The following is a 20,786-nucleotide window of genomic DNA, read 5'->3' as shown; positions in this document are numbered from 1 at the left end:
CCGCCAGGTCAAAGGAGAGGCGCTCGCTCACCTCATCGGTCGACGAGGACGGCTCGATGGGCCCTGGCTGGTTTTTGATCGATGCTGGCTGACCATCGTGATGATCCATCAGTTTTTGTCAGTGCCCGCTGATACACCCATATCCACAGGGGCAGCATCACCAAGTTGCCAGGTCGCAGGAGGGGGAAAGGGCATGCCGCCGGAGGGATTTCACGAAGTACGTCGCCACATCCGCAGGAATCCTCGGCCACGTGGAAAGAAGCTGGGAGGATGGACCATCGCGGGAATCGTCGCCTTCGTCTGGCTGTGGGGACAGGTCATCGGGTTCGGCAGCAGCGACAGCGGGGCCGAGACGAACAAGCCGGCCTCCACTCCGTCGGTGTCCGCATCGCCGAGCCGCTGATGGGCGGCATCCGGATGCGGCTGCGCGCGCCTCGCGGTCGCCGCGAACGGATGGCGGCGGCCATCGTTGCCCTGGCCGTGGTCACCATGCTGGTGCAGGCAGCCATGGCGCTGTGGCGCGCGATCGTGCGCGGGTGGCCGTTCGCGGTCGCTGTGGCGGTGGCGGTCCTGCTGGCTGTCGCCTGGTGGCAGGTGCGGCGGGTTCGGCTGCGTCGGGCACAGGCCGCGCTCGTCGCGGTCCTGCGGCTCCCGCTCGACCGGATCGACGCGCTCGGTGATGTGGCGTTCGAGTTAGCGCTGCGGGATCTCCTCATCCGGGACGGCTGGTCGGCGCAGCGGGTCGGGCAGGCTGGCGATCAGGCGGCCGACGTTATCGGCCAGCATGCCCAGCGCGGGCGGATCGTGCTGCAGGCCAAGCACACCACCGTGGGCGGGAAGGTCGACTCGAAGGTGATGTACCAGGTCAAGGGGACCGCCGGGCCCGTGCACAAAGCCGATGTCGCGGTCGTGGTCACCAACGGCGGCTTCACCCGGGATGCCAAGGCGTGGGGCGAGCGGCACCAGGTCCACTGGGTCGATCGCCAAAGGCTGCGGCAGTGGGCTGATGAGGGAGTCCCGCTGCACACCCTGCTGCGACTGCCCGCCCGCAGGGCACGCAGGACTGCAGTTCGACGAGCCGCGTAGAGCGGGCCACCGAGAGGGCAGGAAAAGGGGGGAACGGTGTTCGACGAGGACGGGTCACTGGACCCGGTGCTGAAGGTCATCCTCTGGTTGATCCTCGGCGTGGCCATCGCCAAGGTCGCCTGGAGGTGGCTGACGCAGGACGCATGGCCCTGGGTACGCGACGACGTCGGGGGCTGGTTCAGCGAGGACGTGTGGGGATGGCTCATGGGGCATCCCTGGTGGTTCGCACTGATCATCGTGGGCACGCTCGTGCTGCTGTGCTTCGTGGTCTTCTCCGACCGGGGCGGCTACGTAGCCTACGGCGACGCGTCCGAGGACAGTGATGACAGTCCGGGCGAGAGCAATGGCAGCGAGCCCGGCATCGCGGTGCCCAAGGTTCTGACCTTCCGGATGAAGCAGCTCGCTGCAATGAGCGCGGCCGGCTTCGAGCAGGCGTGTGCCGACTTGCTCGCGCGGGACGGGTTCGTACGGGCCCGCCGGGTCGGTAGCTCTGGAGACCTGGGGGCGGACGTCGTGGCCTGGGACGACGACGGCGACAAGATCGTTTTGCAGTGTAAGCAGTACAGCTACGCGGTCGGGTCCGAAGCCGTGCAGAGGTTCAACGGCACCGCGGTGCCCGAGCATCGCGCGCGAGTGGCTGTCATCGTCGCTCTGAACGGGTTCACCCGGCCCGCGATGGACTTCGCTCGGCGCCATGGAATCGTCCTCGTGGGCCGGCCGGAGCTCAAACGCTGGGCGCACGGCGAGCATCTGTATGCCGTGGTCAAGGAGGAGCACTCGCCCGCGTAGGCACCGCGTGCCCGTGTGGTGGTTGGTTCCGAGTCGGTAATCAGGGCGAGGGCTTGGGGGTTGTCGTCGGTGGTGGCGGCAAGCAGGTCGCGTTGCTGGTCAAGGCGGGCGGTCAGAGCTGGCCCCGCGCCGTCCGATCAGCGGTCGGGGTCTTGGCGCCGGAGGAACTCCCGGGCTCCGCGAAGGCGGGTGGCCAGGTACTTCTGGGTGAAGCGGCCGTCGAGGTGGACACGGAGTCCGCCAGGGAGGCCGCTGTCGGCGCGACGCCCGGTCGGCAACAGCGATGGGGCAAGGCCGTCCCGCTGCGCAATGAGCGTGCCGAGTTCGTGTCTTCCCTAATGATTGGAAGAGTTCAAGCGTCACGAAGGGCTGTACGTGGACGAGGGGCCGTGGTGTGGGTGCCCGATCCGGAGCGCTGGGGACGGCTACCGGACGAGGGTGTGCTGAGGGTTCGGGACTTGCCCAAGGCGGTGGTGGAGATCGGTTGAAGCCGAGTGAGCCGGTGAGCGGTTCCAGACCCTGAAGTGCCGGGTGTATGTCCTCCGAGTGTTGGCCGAGGAGCGGTGCGCGATCTATCTCTCAGCGGGCGGTACTGCACCTTGCTACGTCAGCGACGGCCGGCCACATGCCGAGGTCCTGCGGACAGGGGACGCCGGCGCTGGCCCAGGGGTGGCGGCCCGGGTGCGGGGACCTGGCGGGGGGAGCAAGATTGAGGTGTGGCAACGATTGTGGGTGTCCACGGGATCGGGCAGGAGTACAGCGACGCGTACGAGCTTGAAGCGGACTGGTTCAACGCGTTGCGCGGCGGGCTCGACGCAGCCGACATGGACGGGATTTCCCAGGGGCTGGATGCCGGGGATCTCCGGGTGGCGTTCTTCGGCAATCTCTTCCGCCCGGCCGGTGCCATGGCGGCTGCCCCGGATGAGCCGCGGTATGGCCCGGACGACGTCCGGCTTGGGCTCGACCGTGATCTGCTGGCCACCTTGTACCACGCCGCCCTCATACAGGACGCCGACCTAGGCCCGACAGGGGACAGCATGGGGGTAGGCATGGCCGCCACGGCGTTCATGCTCAGGCGTCTAGTGAACTCCCCCACCTTCGTCGATCTCACTGAGCGCGCGCTCATCGGCAAGCTGCGGCAGGTGTCGGACTACCTCACCAAGCAGGAGGTCCGGACGGCCGTGCTGAGTCGCCTCGGGCAACGCATCGGCAGCGACACTCAGGTAGTCATCGGCCACTCCCTCGGCTCGGTCGTCGCCTACGAGTACCTGTACGAATATCGCCCGGCGTCGGTCCGGCTGCTGCTCACGCTCGGCAGCCCTCTCGGCATCCCCAACCTGATCTTCGACCGGCTAACCCCGCGTCCCGTCGACGGCTGCGGCTCCTGGCCCGGCAACGTGCCCACCTGGGTGAACGTCGCCGACCCGGGCGACATCGTCGCCCTCCAGCCCGACCTATCCGACCTGTTCATCGGCCCGTCGCCCAACCGGGTCGTCGACCGCAAGGTAGTCAACTCCCCGAAGAATCCGCACAGGGCGACGACCTACCTCAACGCGCGAGAGACGGGAAGTGCTCTCGGACATGCCCTCACCCAAGGTCCCGCCGAATTCCGGCTCTAACCCTGATCCGCTGAAACCGGTACTGCTGGCAGCTGGCACGGCACACTACGACTGCGGCGACTACGACGACTTGACCAAGGTCCCTGGGTCGTTGCAGACCGTTGTCGAGGCGCTCGCCGATTTCAAGGTCCAGCCGTTCACCGAGGAGCGGCTGCACTGGGTCGACCCCGGACTTAACGAACTGGAGCAGACCGTTGGCGCGGCCGCCCGTGCGCATCCACTGGTCATCGTCTACTACACCGGCCACGGTGTACACCCGGAGCGTGACCACTACTTCCTTGTTCTCAAAGAGTCGAATCCTGCAGACTACGGCCATTCGGCCCTACGTGCGATCGACCTGCCGAGGCTGCTGATGCGCACGGACCGGCACGGCACGCCCGACGCGGAGCAGCCGGAGGTTCTGCTGATCATCGACTGCTGCTTCGCGGGCGGCGCTGCTGAGGAGATCGGCGACGAGTTGCAGCACTGCGGCAACGACCGTCTGTGGGTCCTCGCGAGCGCCAGCAGAATGGAGTTCGCGGAGCAGGGCCGGTTCGCGAACGCGCTGGCGGAGGCGCTGAAGTGGCCGCTGGTCGGCGTCAGCGCGCCGTACGTGGGGTTGGACAGCCTCTCGTACGCAGTCAACGAGATCCTTGGCACTGCGGAGCAGACGACCCTCCCCTTCCCACCCCTGCGAAAGGGCGGGCTCGCCCCATTCTTCCGCAACGTGGGTTACCACCCCGGCATTGGGGGTCTGACCGTTAGCGCCCAGAATCACTGGATCTCCAAGCTGCACGGCGCCCCGGAGGCCACGACAGGCTTCTATCTCACTGGCCGCGCCGGACGGATCCAAGCCACCACCGACTTGCTCGGCTGGATGTCCGCGGGTGGGCCTGGTGGTGGTCTCGCCGTAGTCACCGGAAGCCCCGGGTCGGGGAAGTCCACCCTGCTCGCGCTGCCCGCCCAGTTGAGTAGCCCGGCCGCGCGTCGGCGCCTGCTTGGACCGGACGGTGCGACGGACAACACGTTGGTGGCCCGAGCCGCGGAGCTGGTCCCGCTTCGCGCCCCGCTAATCGCTGTGCATGGTCACGGGCTCAATGCCGATCAGGTCGCGCAGGAGATCGCGGAGCGGCTCGAACGTGAGGCCAACGGCGCTGCGGAGCTGTTGCAACATCTGACCGCGAACCCGGAGACCGAGGAGTGGGCGGTACTCGTGGACGCCGTTGACGAGGCTGTCGATCCCGTCCAGTTGTTGGAAGCCCTGCTGGTGCCGCTGGCCCGCAGGTACGGTCTGCGGGTCGTTCTAGGCACCCGGCAGTCTCTGCTCACGCGGATCGGGCCCGCCGACTTGTTGATCGATCTGGATCGCGCGCCCTATCTGGATCATGAGGCGCTGGTCGACTACATCCGCGAACTGCTGCTCGCCGCTCACGAACCGCACACAACAACGCCCTACCAGTCGGCCGCGGACGAGATCGTGGATGCCGTCGCCGCCGAGCTGGCCGACCGGGCCACAACGGCCGCAGACGACAGTCGCCGGGCGGAGTCGTTCCTGGTCGGCCAGCTGCTGGCCCGCTCTACCCGCGGCCAAAACAAGCTCGCCAACCTTGCGGACGAGGGCTGGCGGAAGGCTCTGCCGAGCACGCTCGGCAGAGCCTTCGAGGAAGACCTTGCCCGCGTCACCACGGCCCCCGAAGCGGCTCGCACCCTGCTACGCGCGCTCGCCTTCGCCAACGGGCCCGGGCTGCCCTGGGAGAACATTTGGGTGCCGGTCGCCCAGGCCTTGGCCGGTTCGCCAGAGGGCGAAGGGGTGACAAACGATGACATCCGCCTGTTGCAGAAGCAGGCGGGTGCGTACATCGTCGAGGACCTCGGGCCGGGCAACCGGTCGGTCTTCCGTCCCATACACCACGAACTCACCGCCCACCTCCGTGGGGAGCCGAGCGGCGAGGCACAGACGGTCACCGACGCCCTGTTGGCCACCGTCCCGACCACCAGTGACGGTCGCCGACTGTGGGCCTCCGCCCACCCGTATGTGCTCACCTACCTCCCCCGTCACGCCTCCGACGTCGGCCCGGCAACCCTGGCCGCGCTCACCCGCGAGTCGGACCTGCTCGCGGTGGCCGACCCGGTGACGCTGACGCCGCTGCTGTCACCTGCCGTGGCCGAGCTGAACGAGGCAGCGAGGGTGTATCGGCGGGCGCGGCCACTTCTCGGCCAAAGTCTGGAATTCAACGCTGCCTGCTTGCAGGAGGCCGCTCTCGCCCTGGGCAGCAGTCTCGCAAGCCGCCCCGGCGCGCTTCACCCCACCTACCGAACCCGGCTGGCGGCCATCAGCTCGGACAACAGCCTGCTGGCCTTCACCTCACCGGGCACCAGCGGATCAGTGATCGCCTTCGGCGCGGCGCCGGACGGCCGACTGCTGCTGGCCACCGGAAACACCAACATCGTGCAGGTGCTGAACGCCCGCACGGGCGCGTTCGAGCAGACGATCACCACGTCGAGCCAGCTGTCTGGGCCACCGACGGAGACAACTGCCCTGGCCTTTGGTGTCAGTAGCGACGGACGCCTACGACTGGCCGTCGCCACCGGGGAATGCACCGTACAGCTGTGGGATCCGGAGACCAGGACTTTGCTCGCGGACCCGGCCACCGTCTACTGCCCAGTCACCGCGCTGGCCTTCACCCGCGTGCCCGGAGGCCGGCTTCTGCTGGCCGGCGCGGCCGGCTCGGTGGTGACGCTGTGGGACGGTGTGAACGGTGCACTCCTCAAACGACTGACCGGCGGAAAAAACCTGACAGACATCGCGGTCGAAGCCGCGCCGAACGGACGGCTGAGGGTCGCGGGCGCCAGCATCGATCCGCAACAGGGCAGCCGGAAGATCGTGTTCTGGGACGTCGATCTGCGGGGCAGGTCATCGCACATCGATCCGGCGACGCAGCGGGAGTTCTCCGAGGACGTGCTGGCCATCGGCACCACGGCCGAGGGACAGCTGGTGTGCGTCTGCCACGACGAGCACGGCACGTTCCGGCTCCGGGACGCCGCCGACGCCACCGCGCTCGGCAGAGCAGTCGACTCAACCGAGGCGGGCTGGGTTCCGCCGGTGGCGTTCGGCGCAACACCAGACGGACGCTGTCTGTTGGCCTACCAGACCTACAACACCGAGATCCAACTGCGCGACCTGCGCTCAGGTGAGATGACCCGCGAGCCACTCAGCGGACACCATGACGGAGGGCTGCGTGCGCTCGCCTTCGGCTGCGCGTTGGACGGCGAGGTCCTGCTCGCCTCCAGCGGCGTCGACGACACGGTGCGGCTCTGGGACACGCTCGGCGGTGTCCTGAGCGACACCGAGACCAGCGGTGGGCTGGCACCAGTGGGGTTGGTGGCCTTGGGCGGAGCGCCGGACGGACAAGCCCATCTCGCGTTTCGCGACGGCGACCACGCAGTTCGCGTCGGAGATCTCAGAGACGGCGGGACGCCGAGCATCCGGCCTTTCCCGGACGAGCAGTGCGACTCCGTCGCACTCGGTACTGGGTCAGGCGGCCACCACTTCCTCGGCGCTGCCCTGTCTTGGGAGGGAATGGTGCGGCTGTGGGACGTCAACACCAGCAACCCGGTCGATCCGGCACCTCCGCCCGCACAAATGAGCCTCCGGTGTCAGACCGCCACCAACGGCCGTCTGCTGCTCGAATGCAAAAACAACCAGGAGCGCGAGTACCGGGACCCGCTCACCGGTGAGCGGGTCGGACGGATCTTCGTCAACCGGCCGTTGCCGCCGGTGGCGTCCTTCGACTCCAGTGTGCCGACCGAGGAACGGCTCCTGCTGGTCGACATGGACAAGCACGACATAAAAGTGCGAGATGCTTCCACCGGAGCGTCGATCCGACGCACCACCGGCCGTGGCTGGCTCTCCACCGCAGCACTTGGCACCACCTCAGACGGACGTATTCTGCTCGCGGCCAGCACGGCGGTCGGAGAAAGCCCCGAACACTCGCACGGAGCACCGGTCCTGCTTTGGGACCTCAGGGCGGACCCGCATCGACCTCCCAATGCCCTGGCGGCGCATGACTTGCAAGTGCATGCGCTTGCCTTCGGCGCCCTGCCCGACGGAACGCCGTTCCTTGCCTCAGGTGGCGAGGATCTGACCATCCGTTTCTGGGACCCGGTTGCTCCGCGCCCCCTTGCCGTGCTGCACCGCCGGTCCCCCATCCGCTGCCTCGCCGCGCTGGGGACGCTGCTCGCGGTCGGGGATGACGAGGGCGTCTCCGTCCTAGAGCTCGACGCCGACTTCCTGTTCGCCGGGAGGGCGGCCAGCGAGCGACCGAGAGAACGCCGGCGGTTGCGACGGAGAGTTCAGCGATGACGAAACCTGATGGTCAGCGGTGCCCAAGAGGAGGCCGACAGTGGCGAACATGCCATTCGAGCCCCTGAACCGCTCGTAGAAGCACGGATTCCCGTAATCGACCTTGCCGAGCAGCAGCTGAGAGGCCAGCATCCGCGAAGCGCTGCTGCGCGCCCACGGCCTGCACTTGGACGACGGGAGCGCCGAGAGCGTTGCGTTGCCGCGTCCCCACTTCATGGATGCCGGCGCCTGACCTGCTATGGACTGCAGGTCCGTGCACCCAGGCCCGACGGTGGCAGAGCCCACGTGGAGAGTGCTCCACTCGCCGAGGTCCATCCCGCGCTACCGCTGTTGGTCAGGACGGGAGGGGCGGGGCTGGAGGTGATGGGGATTCTTGAAAACGGCCAGGGCTGCTCGTCGCCCCACTCGGTCAGGGCTTCAACAGAGTGGGGAGTGGCAACGAGCATGGTGAGTCCGACACTGAGGAACACCAGAGCGGAGATCAGGTCATCCCTGCTGGGTGCTGACAAACGGTGGACGACGTCGGTCAGTGGCTGCGGAGCGCGTACATGATCACGGCCATCCCCGCGAGGCACACCAGGGCGCCGATCACGTCCCAGCGGTCGGGCCGGTAGCCATCGGCGACCATGCCCCAGGCGATCGACCCGGCCACGAAGATCCCGCCGTACGCGGCGAGGATGCGCCCGAAGTTGTCGTCGGACTGGAAGGTGGCCACCACCCCATACAAGCCCAGCGCGATGATGCCAGCGCCGATCCAGATCCAGCCCTGGTGCTCGCGGAGCAATAGTCAAGAGCTGTGGATGGGACCTTTCGACGGGGTGATCTCAGCAGCCGCGAGCCGGGCGTTTTCGCGCACCTTCGAGGCGGTATTGGCGGACAACAGCGCGGCGGTAGCCCTCAGCGTGACAACATCAACGTATGGGCATCTTCAACTCCATCGCGCGTGGCCTCGGTAGCCTCCGCCCGCTGTCCGACGCGGAACTCGCAGACGAACGCGAGGCGCTGCGAGAGCGTTACGTATCCGCTGGGGATGTCAACGAAGCGGATAAACTGTACGACGAGCTGCACCGCTACGACGCAGAGATGATTCGCCGTGCAAACGAGGCCTATGCCCGCGAGAACCCGAACCCACCAGAGCCCAGGCATCGCGAGCACGGGTGGTACCTGCCGAACGACGACTAGTGAGCCGGTTTTGAGTTCTCCCGTCGCCACTTGAGTCGTGTTCCGTTTCGGATTGCGGCTTGGGCGGTGACGGGGCTGGTGGTTTGCGGTCTGCTGTGGGGATGGGCGACAGCAGGCTTGCGCCGCTGGTGTTATCCGATACCGAGCGGCGGACGTTGCAGGGATGGGCCCGGCGCCGGACGACCGCGCAGGGCCTGGCCCTGCGGGCACGGATCGTGCTGGCCTGCGCGGACGGCGGCAGCAATATCGCGGTCGCCGCGCGGCTGGGCGTCAACCGGGGCACCGTGACCAAGTGGCGGGCGAGATTCCTGCGCGACCGGCTGGACGGGCTCAGCGACGAACCGCGCCCGGGAGTGCCACGAACCATCACCGACGCCCAGGTCGAAGAGGTGGTGGTGCGCACGCTGGAGGAGACACCTCCAGGTGGGACGCACTGGTCGAAGCGGGAGCTGGCCAAGGTCGTGGGGATCTCCCCGGCGAGCGTGTTGCGTATCTGGCACGCCTTCGGCCTGCAGCCATGGCGGACCGAGACCTTCAAGATCTCTCCGGACCCCCTCCTGATCGACAAGATCCGCGATGTCGTCGGCCTCTACCTCGCCCCGCCGGCCAACGCCGCGGTGTTCGCGGTGGACGAGAAACCGCAGATCCAGGCCCTGGAACGAACCGCGCCGGTCCTGCCGATGCTGCCCGGAGTGCCCGAACGGCGCAGCTTCGACTACGTCCGGCACGGCACCGTCGATCTGTTCGCCGCCCTGAACACCGCGACGGGCAAGGTGATCTCGAAGCTGTCCGCGCAGCACCGGGCCGTGGACTTCCGTGACTTCCTCGACCAGATCGACCGCCAGACCGAGCCCGGCCTGGCGGTCCACGTGATCTGCGACAACCTCTCCGCCCACAAGGCGCCGGTGGTGCACAAGTGGCTGCTCACGCATCCCCGCTTCCACCTCCACTTCACGCCCACCTACTCGTCATGGATCAATCAGGTCGAGCGGTGGTTCGCCGAGTTGGAACGGCGCTGTCTCGAACGCGGGGTGTTCTGCTCCCTCGACGATCTCAAGGCTGCACTCGAGGATTGGATCAAGGTCTGGAACGACCAGGCCAGACCCTTCAAATGGACCAAGACCGCCGACCAGATCCTCGACCGAATCTGCCGCTACTGCTCACGCATCTCCGAACCAGCTCACTAGGCGGGCGACTGCAGGCGGAGAGTAAGCGCTTATGCACGCAGTTCCGGCGAACCCGCCTACCGCGCAGGGTCGTTGAGCGACAATCTCTGCATGCTGGCACCGATCCCCCCGCCTCCGCCGTCGCAGCGGAGCGTCATCATCAAGAAGCCCCGCAGCCTGGCCCGACGGCTCATGCAGGAGGCCGGCAGCGGGCCGCTGCCCGTTTTTGCCCTGCGCATCCAGGACCGCGCCCGCGCCACCGCCAATGACTTCCTTCGCGAGCACGGGTACCGTGAACATCGGCTCTACGTCCTGGAGATCGCCGGACACACACCCCGCATCAAGATCGGGTACAGCAGCGCTCCATGGGAACGCCTCACCCGGCACATCGGGGAAGTCAATCGCTGGCAACACACGCTGATCCAGGCCCATTTCTCCGACGCTCTGCCCGACAAGGCCACGGCCAAGAGCGCCGAGCAGCAGGCGCACGCGTTCATGAGCAAGTTCTATGACTGCGTGCCGGGCTCTCCGGAGATGTTCGTTGGCAGTGACTTCCGCGCCGGGAAGACCTGCGTGGAGACTGCCGTGGCCTGTGCGTTGTGCGGACGGTCGGAGCAATTGTCAAGATCTGTGGATCGCTGAAGTTATGGCGCCACACACGCGAAGGCGGCCAGGCCCCCGAGCGCCTTCAGGGCGCGGTGGGGGTGGTGGTCAGCAGCAAGGTCCGGCATGGCGGTTCTCCTCGGCGAGGTCGGTGAAGGGGATGGGACAGCAGGCGCTGGACGCGCACACGGTCAGGTCGTCGCAGCCCGCCTCGACGGCGGCGGCCAGGGCGGTGCGGATGGTGACCAGGTCGGCGATCTTCCCGTCGACCTCGGCGAGCTTGGCCGCAGCACGTTCCTGGAGCCCCGCCACGGAGCGGCCGTGGCGGTGGCGGCCGGCCTCCAGCAGCTCGGCGACCTCCTCCAGCGTGAATCCGAGCCGCTGGGCCGCCTTGATCACCCGCAGCGCGGTCACCGCCTCCTCGCCGTACAGGCGGTGACCGCCATTGCTTCGTTCCGGCTCGGCCAGCAGGCCGCGCCGCTCGTAGTAGCGCAGCGTCTGCACGTTCACCCCGGCCGCCTCGGCGACCTGCCCGCTGCGCAGGCCCGAGCTCACCGCGACTCCTGCGAGGCAGCGGTCCGCGCGGCTAGGGCGTCCAGGACCGCCTCGTGCGCCGGGTCCACTGAGATGTCCAGAGAGATCAAGTCCTCGCCCGGGGTGGCGGTGAAGGTGAAGAACGAGCAGCAGCCGCTCTCACCCTCCACCAGGGCACGGACCCGCTCCTCAACGCCCTCGCCATCCGCCAGGTCCAGGCGCAGCCGGAGCGGCTGCGGCCGGGACAGTGACGTCAGCCGCTCGGAGAACAGCGCATCCCACTCCGCGACCCGCAAGGGCCGCTCCTCGGTGGGCAGCGTGCAGGACTGCGGCACCCACGCCAGATCACTCATCGCACTCACTCCCGTCATCACGCCCCCGAGGGCGGGGGCACCTTCAACGGTAAACCTGTACCTAGGTACAGGTTTCAAGTCTTGGGTGCGGCTACAGGTGGGGAGATCCACTGAGCATGTGTGGGGTGGGCCGAGTATGGGATGGCCGATTTCAAAGAGCCCCATCAGAGGTCTCTCCCCCCAAAAAAATTAGCGGAACACAAGAACTTAACAGGGAACGTGGCGGGTGACGGCGTCCGAGCCGGCGAGGTGAAAGACGCCAGCCGTGTCGGACAAGGTGAGCTCCCAAAGTGCGGCGGCCTTGCGCAGTGGGTCACACCCACGCAGGTCCGGGACCAACTGCCCTACCAGCGCCAGTTCGCCGTCTCGGCCTGGTCCGTCGCCGTGCGGGCAACCTCACCGACCGGGACGTCCGCCTCTGGCACCTTGTCGGCCTGCGGTCGGTCAGGTCAGATCCGTCGCATGACGGCGGAGGAATTGGCCGCCGCGCGGGCAGCCAACCGGGAACTGATGCGCATCCTAAACTCACCAGCTCCTGAATAGCCAGATCGCCCTGTGGAGGTGGCCGGTTCGGCCAGCCACACAATGGAGAATCACCGGGTTAGTGCGTAGTCCCTGGCAACGTCCCACCTGCACGAGGGCGGGCCGTCATCATGCGTCAATCAATTCCCGACCCTTCACCGCCGCCGCCGTCTTCTTCGCGGCCGTCTTCTTCGCGGCCGACTTCGCGGAGGTCTTCTTGGCCGGAGTCTTCTTCGCGGCTGACTTCGCGGCGGTCTTCTTGGCCGGAGTCTTCTTCGCGGCTGACTTCGCGGCTGACTTCGCGGCGGTCTTCTTGGCCGGAGTCTTCTTCGCGGCTGACTTCTTCGCGGCCGACTTCGCGGCGGTCTTCTTGGCCGGAGTCTTCTTCGCGGCCGACTTCTTCGCGGCCGACTTCGCGGCGGTCTTCTTGGCCGGAGTCTTCTTCGCGGCCGTCTTCTTCGCCGGAGTCTTCGCCGCCGCCGTCGTCTCGGCCGCTGTCGCCCTTTTGGTCGATGCCTGCTCCTTCTTCTGCGAAACCGCAGACAACGGCGCCCTGGCGGCTCGACGTTGAGCCGCCGGCCTCGGGGCTCTGGCCGATTTACCTGCCACTGAAAGCGGGCGGAGTTCCCGAGCGGCTCGTTCCAGCGCCGCAGCGAGACTCTCTACAATCCAATCCCACAGTTCACCTTCGAATACACCCGATTCAATGATTCGGGAATATCTCTCCGAAGAAGACCACAGAGGTCGATGCTCATCACCACGCCAAGCTCGACTTCCCGCAGCAAGTCTGAACTCTCGCGCAACGTCTTCCTTTCCTAGCATCCTTACGTCGTCGGGTCTCAGAGTCAGCGATGCCTCTACCCTACCGAACGAGTAATCCTCGTAGAGTAGCCAGACGGCCTGCATCCCATCCCACACACGTACGGGCTTATTCGGCGTCTCTGATCTCTTCTCGGCAACCTTATCGACTGCACTAGACGCCACCTCCGCAATTTTGTCATAGAGTGACACCACTACGGGCTCCTCAGATTCAGCAACCAGTCCCACGGCGCATCTCCGCAGGAGCGCATCTCCGCAACATGCAGGATACTCTTGAGGGGAATGCGCTCCAGGCATAGGAATTCGAGGGCACCCCCTTGCCAGACATCCCGTGCAACATCCAGAGCAGACGGAACGGCAAGCCCGGGCCCATACCATTCATCGATCGCGGATGGGTCTACAACTACGACCGTATCGGCTGGGGCGGGAAGTCCAATCGCGCACACAGAGGTGCAGGCCGAGTAAGGAGTGGGAGTGAAGAAGCACCGACTCTTAAGGCCATCATTTCCAATGATAGCCTTATATTCGCGCCTCGTATAATGAAGCAAAGTCTTATATCGGCTAGCGATTTCTCGACCTGTAATCATGTCGCCACCATGCGACTCGAGCCAGGCGGCCCCGCGAGGCTCGATTTCCCACTGACTTCGATTCGAGTCGACCCAGTCTGCGAGAGAATCAGCTCGAAAGAATTCAGGAAGACGCCAAAGAGGGCCATGTGGGATAGGAACCGCCATCACCATCCACCTCAGGTCGTGGTCTCTGTAACCCTTCAGTCCATGAACCCATCGTGGGCGCTCTTTACAGGTTGGCAACTTGGAGCTGTCGGCGTACGACCGAATGTGGTCGCGCAGCCCGGGGGAATCACCCTTCAGGGCTACCCGACCAGCTTCATCCGTACGCCGACAGCCCGCCCCGGCGACGAGCCCGTACGCTCCACATTTCGCATTGCGTAGGCGTCGGTGTACTCGGCCGAATGAGTGATGGAGGTCGCGCAGCAGCCATCCCGTGGCGAGATCTTGGTGTTTTATTTTCATATGGCAGAATTTGTGAAATTCACCCTGGATGACGGATCCGAAGTGGTATTCGAGTCTGCCGAAAGCGACTTGGTGGAGCTACATGGCGGCCATCCCAATGTGGTCGACGGCGGTCAGTTGCAAACCCGACTGGGGTCCATCTCAGCAGCCGCCGAGCAAGTGGCCGCGTCGTTGCGCTCGCGGCTGGCGCCCGATGAGGTGGAACTGGAGTTTGGGTTGAAGGTGGCCGGCGAGGTGAATTGGTGGTTCTTCGCCAAGAACCAGGCGGAGGGCACGATCAAGGTCTCTTTGCGGTGGAGCTCGTCGCGTGTCGAAGGCCAGTCAAGATGAACAACGGCCACGCTGTGCAGGCTGCTGCGGTTGTGCTGGTCGAGGGCCGACGTGCCGGATCAGCGGTGCTGGTCGGCAATCGATACGTGCTGACCGCAAGGCATGTGCTGTTGCGAGCTGGTCGGATGGCAACGGCCGACCAGGTGGAGGTGGAGTTCCCGGCCATTGCTATGCCAGACGGGGCCAAGGCGCGGGTGCGGGCACGCCAGGTTCCGCCGCGAGAGGGGGCCGGGCCGGTGGACGCGGCAGTGCTCGACCTGGGTGAGCAGCCTCCAGAATGGTTGCCATCGCCGCTGGCACTGTCACCGACACGCCGCGTACCGAAGCGGGTGAGCGTGTTTGGGTTTCCTAGTTCGGAGCGTGAGCTGAAGGGGGTGTGGCGGGAATTTGACACCGCCGGTTCCACCGCAGTGGGCAGTGAACAGCTGGACTGGGTGCAACCGGTCGGCACGCTCCGCGGGCAAAGTGGCGGACCAGTGCTCGATCCGCATACCGGGACGGTAGTAGGCGTGCTCGTCGAAGGATCAGAGCGAGGTAGGTTCGATCGATTCATCCCGGCAGCTGTAGTTTCCGACTGCTGGCCCAACCTGCCCTGCTCCTGGCTGATGAGCGGGATGGATGCAGCCGCCGCGGCGGAGCACTTCCGCTTGCGAGCGCGGGGCCAGCGCAGCCATGCGCGCGGTGGGGACGTGTTCTGCGGCCGACACGCGGCTCTGGCTGCGGCGCGCAACTGGCTGACAGCAGACGAAGCACCCGGGCGCCCACTGGTCCTAACCGGGCAGCCTGGGGCAGGCAAGTCCGCAGCAATTGGTCGCACTGTTTTGAACATGCAAACCGGCGGGGTTGGGCCAGGTCTGGCCTTCTACAGCCGCGAAGCAACGCATTTCGATCTGCTGACTGCGGTCGCCGACCTGACCGGAGTGGATCACGCCAACTCGACCGGGGACCTGATTGATGCGCTTAAAGCGCGCAGTGACGGTCCGTGGCTGGTCGTGGTAGACGCCCTGGACGAAGCGTCTAGCTCCAGCGACCGTCGCGAGATGTCGAAGCTGCTCACCGAACTGGCGGCACTTCCCACACTGCGGGTAGCGGTGGCTACCCGTGCTCTGACCCCCGGGGCTGGCGAGAGCCGCTACCTTCCCGGTGCGTTGCTGCCCGCCCTCGGTGTTTCCTCCCCGGACAGCCCGAGCTTGGTCGACCTGGACAGCGACCAGTTCTTCGAGCCCGCCGCAGTTAGCGACTATGCTGCGGCACTGCTTGAACAGTCCGGCGCCGACCATCCCGGCCCAGCTGGCCACGGCTGGTCCCACTACAGGAGCAACACTTCGTTGCGCGACCGGCTCGCCTCGACAATCAGCGCTCGAGCTGGCCGCAACTACCTGGTGGCCGCAATGGCCGCTGATCGCCTATCCACCGAGCCAGATGTCGTGAACCCGGACGACCCTGCGTTCGACCCAGCCACCATCCCGGCCAGTGTCAGCGAGGCACTCGACAAGTACCTCGACGGGCTGGAAGAGCGTCATCGGAACCGGGTACGGGGCCTGCTGACCGCGTTGGCCTACACCCGCGGCACGGGCATCGACGACCAGATGTGGCTCTCCTTCGCCTCCGCTTTGGGCTACTCGGTCAGTGTCGAAGACCTCGACGGACTCTACGACACCTCCGCTGCCGACTACCTACTGCAGATCACGCCCTCCGACGACGGCGCCCCTGTGACCCGACTGTTTCATCAGGCCCTGGCTGACGACCTGCTTCGGAGGCGCCGGCACCGCCTCGGCGACGAACGAGCCTTGCTCGATGTGCTCCTCCCATCTCCAGACGGCGGTTGGGAGCAGGCAAGCGCGTACGCCCGCAGCCACGCTGGCGACCATGCCGCCGCCTGCAAGAGGCTAGCGACTTTGCTGCAGGACCCGCACTACCTTGCGGTCGCCGACCTCACTCGGCTCCTGCCCCTGTTGCCCACGCTTCCGGACCTGCGCGAAGCTCCGATTATCTCGGTGCTGCGCCAGATCGCCGTTGAGGCAACGCCTTTAACGCCGCTACTGCGAATGCGGCTGCTGGCCCTAACCGCCGCCCGCAACGGTCTACATGAGCTGCACCACCATCTCGCCACGGCATGCCGCAACGGACTCGCGCCCCGCTGGGGGCAACCCCTCGGTGCCCCACACCAGACCCTCAGAGGGCGGTAAGTGGCCTGTTGTCTGTTTCGTGCTTGCGGCTGGGCTGGCGGTGGCCTCTCCGGGTGGCTATGGCCGTGGCTGGGTGAACAACCCCTGCTCAGGCTCGGTCAGGATCCCGCGTTCGACCAGCCGCTTCAGCTTCAGCCGGACGTTGTTGACGTTGCTCGGCGCGATCTCCAGATCCATCGCCTCGCAGACCGCCCGTGCCCGCAGCGGGGCGCCGGCCGCGGCGAACACCGCCATGATCTGCTGGTAGGCCGGATGGTCCGGCAGTTTCGCGGCCAGCGGCGTCGGCGGGGACGGATCAGGCAGCGCCAGCAGGGTCTTGCGGGTGATGCGGATTTCCTCGGCGACCCGGCCGAACTCCTCCAGCTGCGCGGTGAGTTCCGCGATGCGTCCCCGCGTGGCCTCGGCCTGCGCGGCGATCTCGCGCTCCTGTTCCTCCAGGCGGGCCAGCACCGCTCCCAAGGTCAGCTCGTTGTCGCTCACGCGCCGCGCCAGGTGGGGGTGGAGGTCGCGGTGAGCATCCGGGCCATCCGGTCGCTTATGGCCCAGTACACCCTCGACTCGGCGGAGGCGGGCCGGTGCTCGTAGTCCCGTACCAGCCTGCGGTGCAGCATCATGATCCCGTTCACCTGTTCCACCACCCACCTCTTGGGCTGGGGGACGAAACCGCTGGCTGCCGGGTTGCGCTCGACGACTGCGACGTCGATGCCCACCTTCTGCCCGTGGTCGATAACGGTGGTCTTGAACCCCTGGTCCACCAGGGCCTTCTGCACCGTGCCGGTGTCGGCGGCGACCTTGTCCAGCAAGGCGATGCCAGCGGCGTTGTCGTGCGCGGACGCGGCCAGCACCACCACCGCGATCACCAGACCGAGAACATCAACCGCCAGGCCGCGCTTGCGGCCTGGGACTTTTTTTGCCGCGTCCCTTCCGGTGGTGTCGGCGGGCACCCCCACGGCCGCGTGCAGGCTCTGGGTGTCGAGCACCACCAGGCTCGGGTCGGCCTTGCGCCCCCGGCTCTCGCGGACCTGCCAGCGCAGCAGGTCGTGGATGGTCTGGTCAGTGCCGTCGTCGCGCCACTTGTAGAAGTAGTACTTCACCGCTCCGACCGGCGGTAGATCGTGGGGGAGGTAGTCCCACTGGCAGCCGGTACGGGACTGGTAGAGCAGGGCGTTGACGATCTCCCGCATCTCGTAGGCGCCTTGGTGGCCGCTGATGGAGGGATGCTGAGCCTTCCAGGAGGCGATGACGGGCTCGATTAGTGCCCACCGCTCGTCGGATAAGTCGCTCTTGTAGGGCTGACGGTCGCTCACGAGGAACACTCCAGCACGACAGGACTCCCCGATCAGTCCCGATACGCCTGTGCCACACGTTCCAGCGACAGCAAACGCGGCATCTCGTCACATACCGCCCTCTCAGGGCGGACACCGACACAGTGTGGGCGGTGGCGATGGGCAGGGTCGGTGATCGCGACATCATCGTCTCCGGCAGCGGAGATGAAACCGTAAGGCTCTGGGATGCCGAAACCGGCCAGTCTATCGGCGACCCACTGACCGGCCACACCGACACAGTGTGGGCGGTGGCGATGGGCAAGGTCGGTGATCGCGACATCATCGTCTCCGGCAGCGGAGATGAAACCGTAAGGCTCTGGGATGCCGAAACCGGCCAGCCTATCGGCGACCCACTGACCGGCCACACCGACACAGTGTGGGCGGTGGCGATGGGCAAGGTCGGTGATCGCGACATCATCGTCTCCGGCAGCGGAGATGAAACCGTAAGGCTCTGGGATGCCGAAACCGGCCAGCCTATCGGCGACCCACTGACCGGACTCGGCCCCGTGACCGCGGTGGCAGTGGGCAGGGCGAATGACTGCGACATCATCGTATTCGGCAGTGTCGTCGGTGCACGGGGGAACCCCGAGGAGGAAAGCTGGCATCAGGTGCGGGAAAGCTGGCATGCAGACATTGGTCGTGCTGGTGATCGGGACCTCATTTTCCCCCGCAAGGTTGGTGGTTCGGTGGGCGTCTGGGATGCCGCTAGAGAGCAAAGCGTCGTCGTCATCAGTGAGTTCACCGGCGGAGTGTGGGCAGTAGCGGTGGGCAGGGTTGGGGATCGCGACATCATCGTCTCCGGTAGCGGACACGACGATGTATGCCTCTGGGATGCCCTCACTGGAGAGCCCATCGAGGCCCCGCTGACGGGCCACACCAGCAGGGTGAACGCGGTGGCGGTGGGCCGCGTTGGTGATCGCGACATCATCGTCTCCGGCAGCGACGACGACACCGTAAGGCTCTGGGATGCCCTCACTGGAGAGCCCATCGAGGCCCCGCTGACGGGCCACACCAGCAGGGTGAACGCGGTGGCGGTGGGCCGCGTTGGTGATCGCGACATCATCGTCTCCGGCAGCGACGACGACACCGTGAGGCTCTGGGACACCGCTGCTGGTCAGTCCATCGGCCGCCTGACGGCCAGCCACGCGCAGACAGTTGAGGCAGTGGCGGCAGGCAGGGCCGGTGACCGCGACATCATCGTCTCCTGCGCCGACCCCGACGAAACCGTGCGGATCTGGGACGCCATCACTGGCCAATCCATTGGCACCCTGAGTGGCCATGAGCTCGGCGTGACTTCGGTAGCAGTGGGCCGGGTCAGCGACCGCGACATCATCGTCTCCGGAAGTGTGGACTCAACAGTGCGGATCTGGGACGCCATCACCCACCAACCCCTCGGCGAGCCAATCGGCAGCACATCCTTCTTCCGCCGCGACCCCGCCACTGTCGGTCATTCCAAATCCGTACTAGCGGTGGCGGTGGGCCGCGTTGGTGATCGCGACATCATCGTCTCCGGCGGCAACGATGCCACTGTGCGGATCTGGGACACCGCCACCCACCAACCCATCGGCAACCCTCTCCAAATGCCCAAGAAGTGGGTGGAGGCGCTGGCGGTGGGGCGGGCCGGTGACCGCGACATCATTGTTTGGACCAGTGGCGAAGAATCGGTGTGGATCTGGGATGCCGTAACCCGCCAACCCGTGTGCGTCCTTGAGCACAGCGCCCGGGTGACCACCGTGGCGGTGGGCCGGGCTGGAGGTCGCGACATCATCGTCTCCGGCAGCGAAGACAAGACCGTGCGCATCTGGGACGCCGTAAGCGGCCTATCCATCGGCAACCCGCTGACCGGCCACACCGACGCAGTCAGGGCGGTAGCGGTGGGCCGGGCTGGAGGTCGCGACATCATCGTCTCGGGCAGCAGAGACAAGACCGTGCGCGTCTGGAACGGTGCAGGGATTCTCGTGGACATGGTGGCCCAAGGTCAGCCGGTCGACGCCGTGGCTCTCTCATCGGACGGCACCCTCTACGTCGCGGCCGGCGTTGCGGTCTGCGCATACACGCCACCGGACCAAACGTGATGAATCCATTGACGCCGAGCCAACTGCACCGCTGGTGATTTGGGCGGCTCACCACTGGGCGTGCGGACGCGTTTCGGCGTCGCCGCCATTCGCCCAACCCAGCGATTGCACCACATGTGTTGCGCACGCTATCGTCCTCTGCACGGCCGCTGAGCTGCACTGATTCTCGAGGATCTCGTTGCACCACTGCTCTCCCCCAGAGAACAGGCGACGACGGCGCCCGCACCCAGGAGTCGCACGGCCGTCTCGGCCGCCGCCTTCGCCGCCCCATACGGTGTTACTGGGTCGGGTAGACACGTCTCGTCGTACAGGTCGTCGCTGCCGGAGAACACGGCGTCACTCGAGACGTGGACCAGCTTGATGCCTCGTTGCGCCGCAACCTGGGCCAGGCACACCCCACCCTCAGCCGTGACCGCCCAATCGGCGCCGCCGCTGCTCGCGTTGATGACCGCCCTTGGGCTGACGGCCTCCAGGACCTCCTGGAGGCTCGCAGGGTTGCGCACCCTGTGGGCTTGGGTCTGGTGCTGACGAACCCCGCCTTCCCGAAGCAGCCATCGCATGACCAGCCCCAGACTTGACGAAGGACATAGAGGCATCCCCCCTTGCGTATGCCGCATGAGGCCGTGGTATCGCAGGGATCACCGCTCGTCACGAACGTCCGCACATCGCCGATTCAACTGAGTACCTCTGACGGTGTTTTTCTGATGGACTTTGAACGAACGGCGGTAGGTGCACCAGAGTGGGATTTGACTTCAACCGCGGTGACAGTCGATAGGTTCGGCAAAATCACCCGACCCGCCTACCCAAAGTTCTGCGAA

At 66.3% G+C, this 20,786-nt stretch carries 15 protein-coding genes and 2 pseudogenes; 10 read left to right on the top strand and 7 right to left on the bottom strand.

Features of this window, described 5'->3' with window-relative positions:
- Window positions 1–402 precede the first annotated feature (402 nt).
- The 4 genes from QF027_RS40050 (at window position 403) to QF027_RS40030 (ending at window position 7,836) form a co-directional block, all read left to right on the top strand.
- Window positions 403–1,086: a restriction endonuclease gene (locus QF027_RS40050; protein ID WP_307080278.1), complete on the top strand. Its 684-nt coding sequence runs from the start codon at window positions 403–405 to the stop codon at window positions 1,084–1,086.
- A gap of 36 nt (window positions 1,087–1,122) precedes the next feature.
- Window positions 1,123–1,875, top strand: a complete 753-nt coding sequence (locus QF027_RS40045) for a restriction endonuclease (protein WP_307080276.1) — start codon at window positions 1,123–1,125, stop codon at window positions 1,873–1,875.
- A 716-nt stretch (window positions 1,876–2,591) separates the two neighbouring features.
- Complete coding sequence (locus tag QF027_RS40035; RefSeq protein ID WP_307080274.1) at window positions 2,592–3,494, top strand: PGAP1-like alpha/beta domain-containing protein; 903 nt, start codon at window positions 2,592–2,594, stop codon at window positions 3,492–3,494.
- Window positions 3,457–7,836, top strand: a complete 4,380-nt coding sequence (locus tag QF027_RS40030) for a WD40 repeat domain-containing protein (RefSeq protein ID WP_307080272.1) — start codon at window positions 3,457–3,459, stop codon at window positions 7,834–7,836. The genes QF027_RS40035 and QF027_RS40030 overlap by 38 nt, the downstream gene beginning before the upstream one ends.
- A 526-nt stretch (window positions 7,837–8,362) precedes the next feature.
- On the opposite strand, the pseudogene QF027_RS40025 reads toward QF027_RS40030, so the two are convergent.
- Window positions 8,363–8,617 (bottom strand): annotated as a pseudogene (locus QF027_RS40025) (YnfA family protein); the annotation flags it as partial.
- A gap of 137 nt (window positions 8,618–8,754) precedes the next feature.
- Between QF027_RS40025 and QF027_RS40020 the strand changes: the two are divergent.
- The 3 genes from QF027_RS40020 to QF027_RS40010 all read left to right on the top strand — a co-directional run bounded on the left by QF027_RS40020 (window position 8,755) and on the right by QF027_RS40010 (window position 10,826).
- On the top strand, window positions 8,755–9,018 hold the full coding sequence (locus tag QF027_RS40020; protein WP_307080270.1) for a hypothetical protein: 264 nt from the start codon (window positions 8,755–8,757) through the stop codon (window positions 9,016–9,018).
- Window positions 9,019–9,119: 101 nt separating this feature from the next.
- Window positions 9,120–10,205 carry an IS630 family transposase gene (locus tag QF027_RS40015; RefSeq protein ID WP_307075302.1) on the top strand — a complete coding sequence of 362 codons (1,086 nt, stop codon included), beginning with the start codon at window positions 9,120–9,122 and terminating at the stop codon, window positions 10,203–10,205.
- 90 nt (window positions 10,206–10,295) lie between these two features.
- Window positions 10,296–10,826: a hypothetical protein gene (locus tag QF027_RS40010; RefSeq protein ID WP_307080269.1), complete on the top strand. Its 531-nt coding sequence runs from the start codon at window positions 10,296–10,298 to the stop codon at window positions 10,824–10,826.
- Window positions 10,827–10,895: 69 nt separating this feature from the next.
- Here QF027_RS40010 and QF027_RS40005 read toward each other — a convergent pair whose 3' ends face one another.
- The 3 genes from QF027_RS40005 to QF027_RS39995 all read right to left on the bottom strand — a co-directional run bounded on the left by QF027_RS40005 (window position 10,896) and on the right by QF027_RS39995 (window position 13,243).
- Window positions 10,896–11,342 carry a MerR family transcriptional regulator gene (locus tag QF027_RS40005; protein ID WP_307080267.1) on the bottom strand — a complete coding sequence of 149 codons (447 nt, stop codon included), beginning with the start codon at window positions 11,340–11,342 and terminating at the stop codon, window positions 10,896–10,898.
- Entirely contained in the window at window positions 11,339–11,674 is a 336-nt protein-coding gene (locus QF027_RS40000) for a hypothetical protein (protein WP_307080265.1), read from the bottom strand. The genes QF027_RS40005 and QF027_RS40000 overlap by 4 nt, the downstream gene beginning before the upstream one ends.
- Window positions 11,675–12,325: 651 nt before the next feature.
- Window positions 12,326–13,243 (bottom strand): hypothetical protein, encoded by a 918-nt coding sequence (locus tag QF027_RS39995; protein WP_307080264.1) that lies wholly within the window; start codon window positions 13,241–13,243, stop codon window positions 12,326–12,328.
- Between the two features lie 752 nt (window positions 13,244–13,995).
- Here QF027_RS39995 and QF027_RS39990 point away from each other — a divergent pair.
- Together QF027_RS39990 and QF027_RS39985 are read left to right on the top strand one after the other, a co-directional pair.
- Window positions 13,996–14,379, top strand: coding sequence for a CU044_2847 family protein (locus QF027_RS39990; RefSeq protein ID WP_307080262.1), 384 nt, complete (start codon window positions 13,996–13,998; stop codon window positions 14,377–14,379).
- Window positions 14,376–16,568 carry a trypsin-like serine peptidase gene (locus QF027_RS39985; protein ID WP_307080260.1) on the top strand — a complete coding sequence of 731 codons (2,193 nt, stop codon included), beginning with the start codon at window positions 14,376–14,378 and terminating at the stop codon, window positions 16,566–16,568. Before QF027_RS39990 ends, QF027_RS39985 begins: the two co-directional genes overlap by 4 nt.
- 57 nt (window positions 16,569–16,625) lie before the next feature.
- Here QF027_RS39985 and QF027_RS39980 read toward each other — a convergent pair whose 3' ends face one another.
- Both QF027_RS39980 and QF027_RS39975 read right to left on the bottom strand, forming a co-directional pair.
- Window positions 16,626–17,048, bottom strand: coding sequence for a hypothetical protein (locus QF027_RS39980; protein ID WP_307080258.1), 423 nt, complete (start codon window positions 17,046–17,048; stop codon window positions 16,626–16,628).
- On the bottom strand, window positions 17,045–17,875 hold the full coding sequence (locus tag QF027_RS39975; RefSeq protein WP_307080256.1) for an IS5 family transposase: 831 nt from the start codon (window positions 17,873–17,875) through the stop codon (window positions 17,045–17,047). Before QF027_RS39975 ends, QF027_RS39980 begins: the two co-directional genes overlap by 4 nt.
- Between QF027_RS39975 and QF027_RS39970 the strand changes: the two genes are divergently transcribed.
- On the top strand, window positions 17,824–19,968 hold the full coding sequence (locus tag QF027_RS39970; RefSeq protein ID WP_373432460.1) for a WD40 repeat domain-containing protein: 2,145 nt from the start codon (window positions 17,824–17,826) through the stop codon (window positions 19,966–19,968). The genes QF027_RS39975 and QF027_RS39970 overlap by 52 nt on opposite strands.
- A 206-nt stretch (window positions 19,969–20,174) precedes the next feature.
- Here the strand turns inward: QF027_RS39970 and QF027_RS39965 are convergent.
- Window positions 20,175–20,556: pseudogene (locus QF027_RS39965) on the bottom strand (sugar nucleotide-binding protein); the annotation flags it as partial.
- Between the last annotated feature and the right edge of the window lie 230 nt (window positions 20,557–20,786).

The organism is Streptomyces canus, from assembly GCF_030816965.1.
GTDB classification, from domain to species: Bacteria; Actinomycetota; Actinomycetes; order Streptomycetales; family Streptomycetaceae; genus Streptomyces; species Streptomyces canus_E.
Note: the sequence above shows the minus strand (reverse complement) of the source record. Positions and strands in the feature narration are given on the sequence as shown.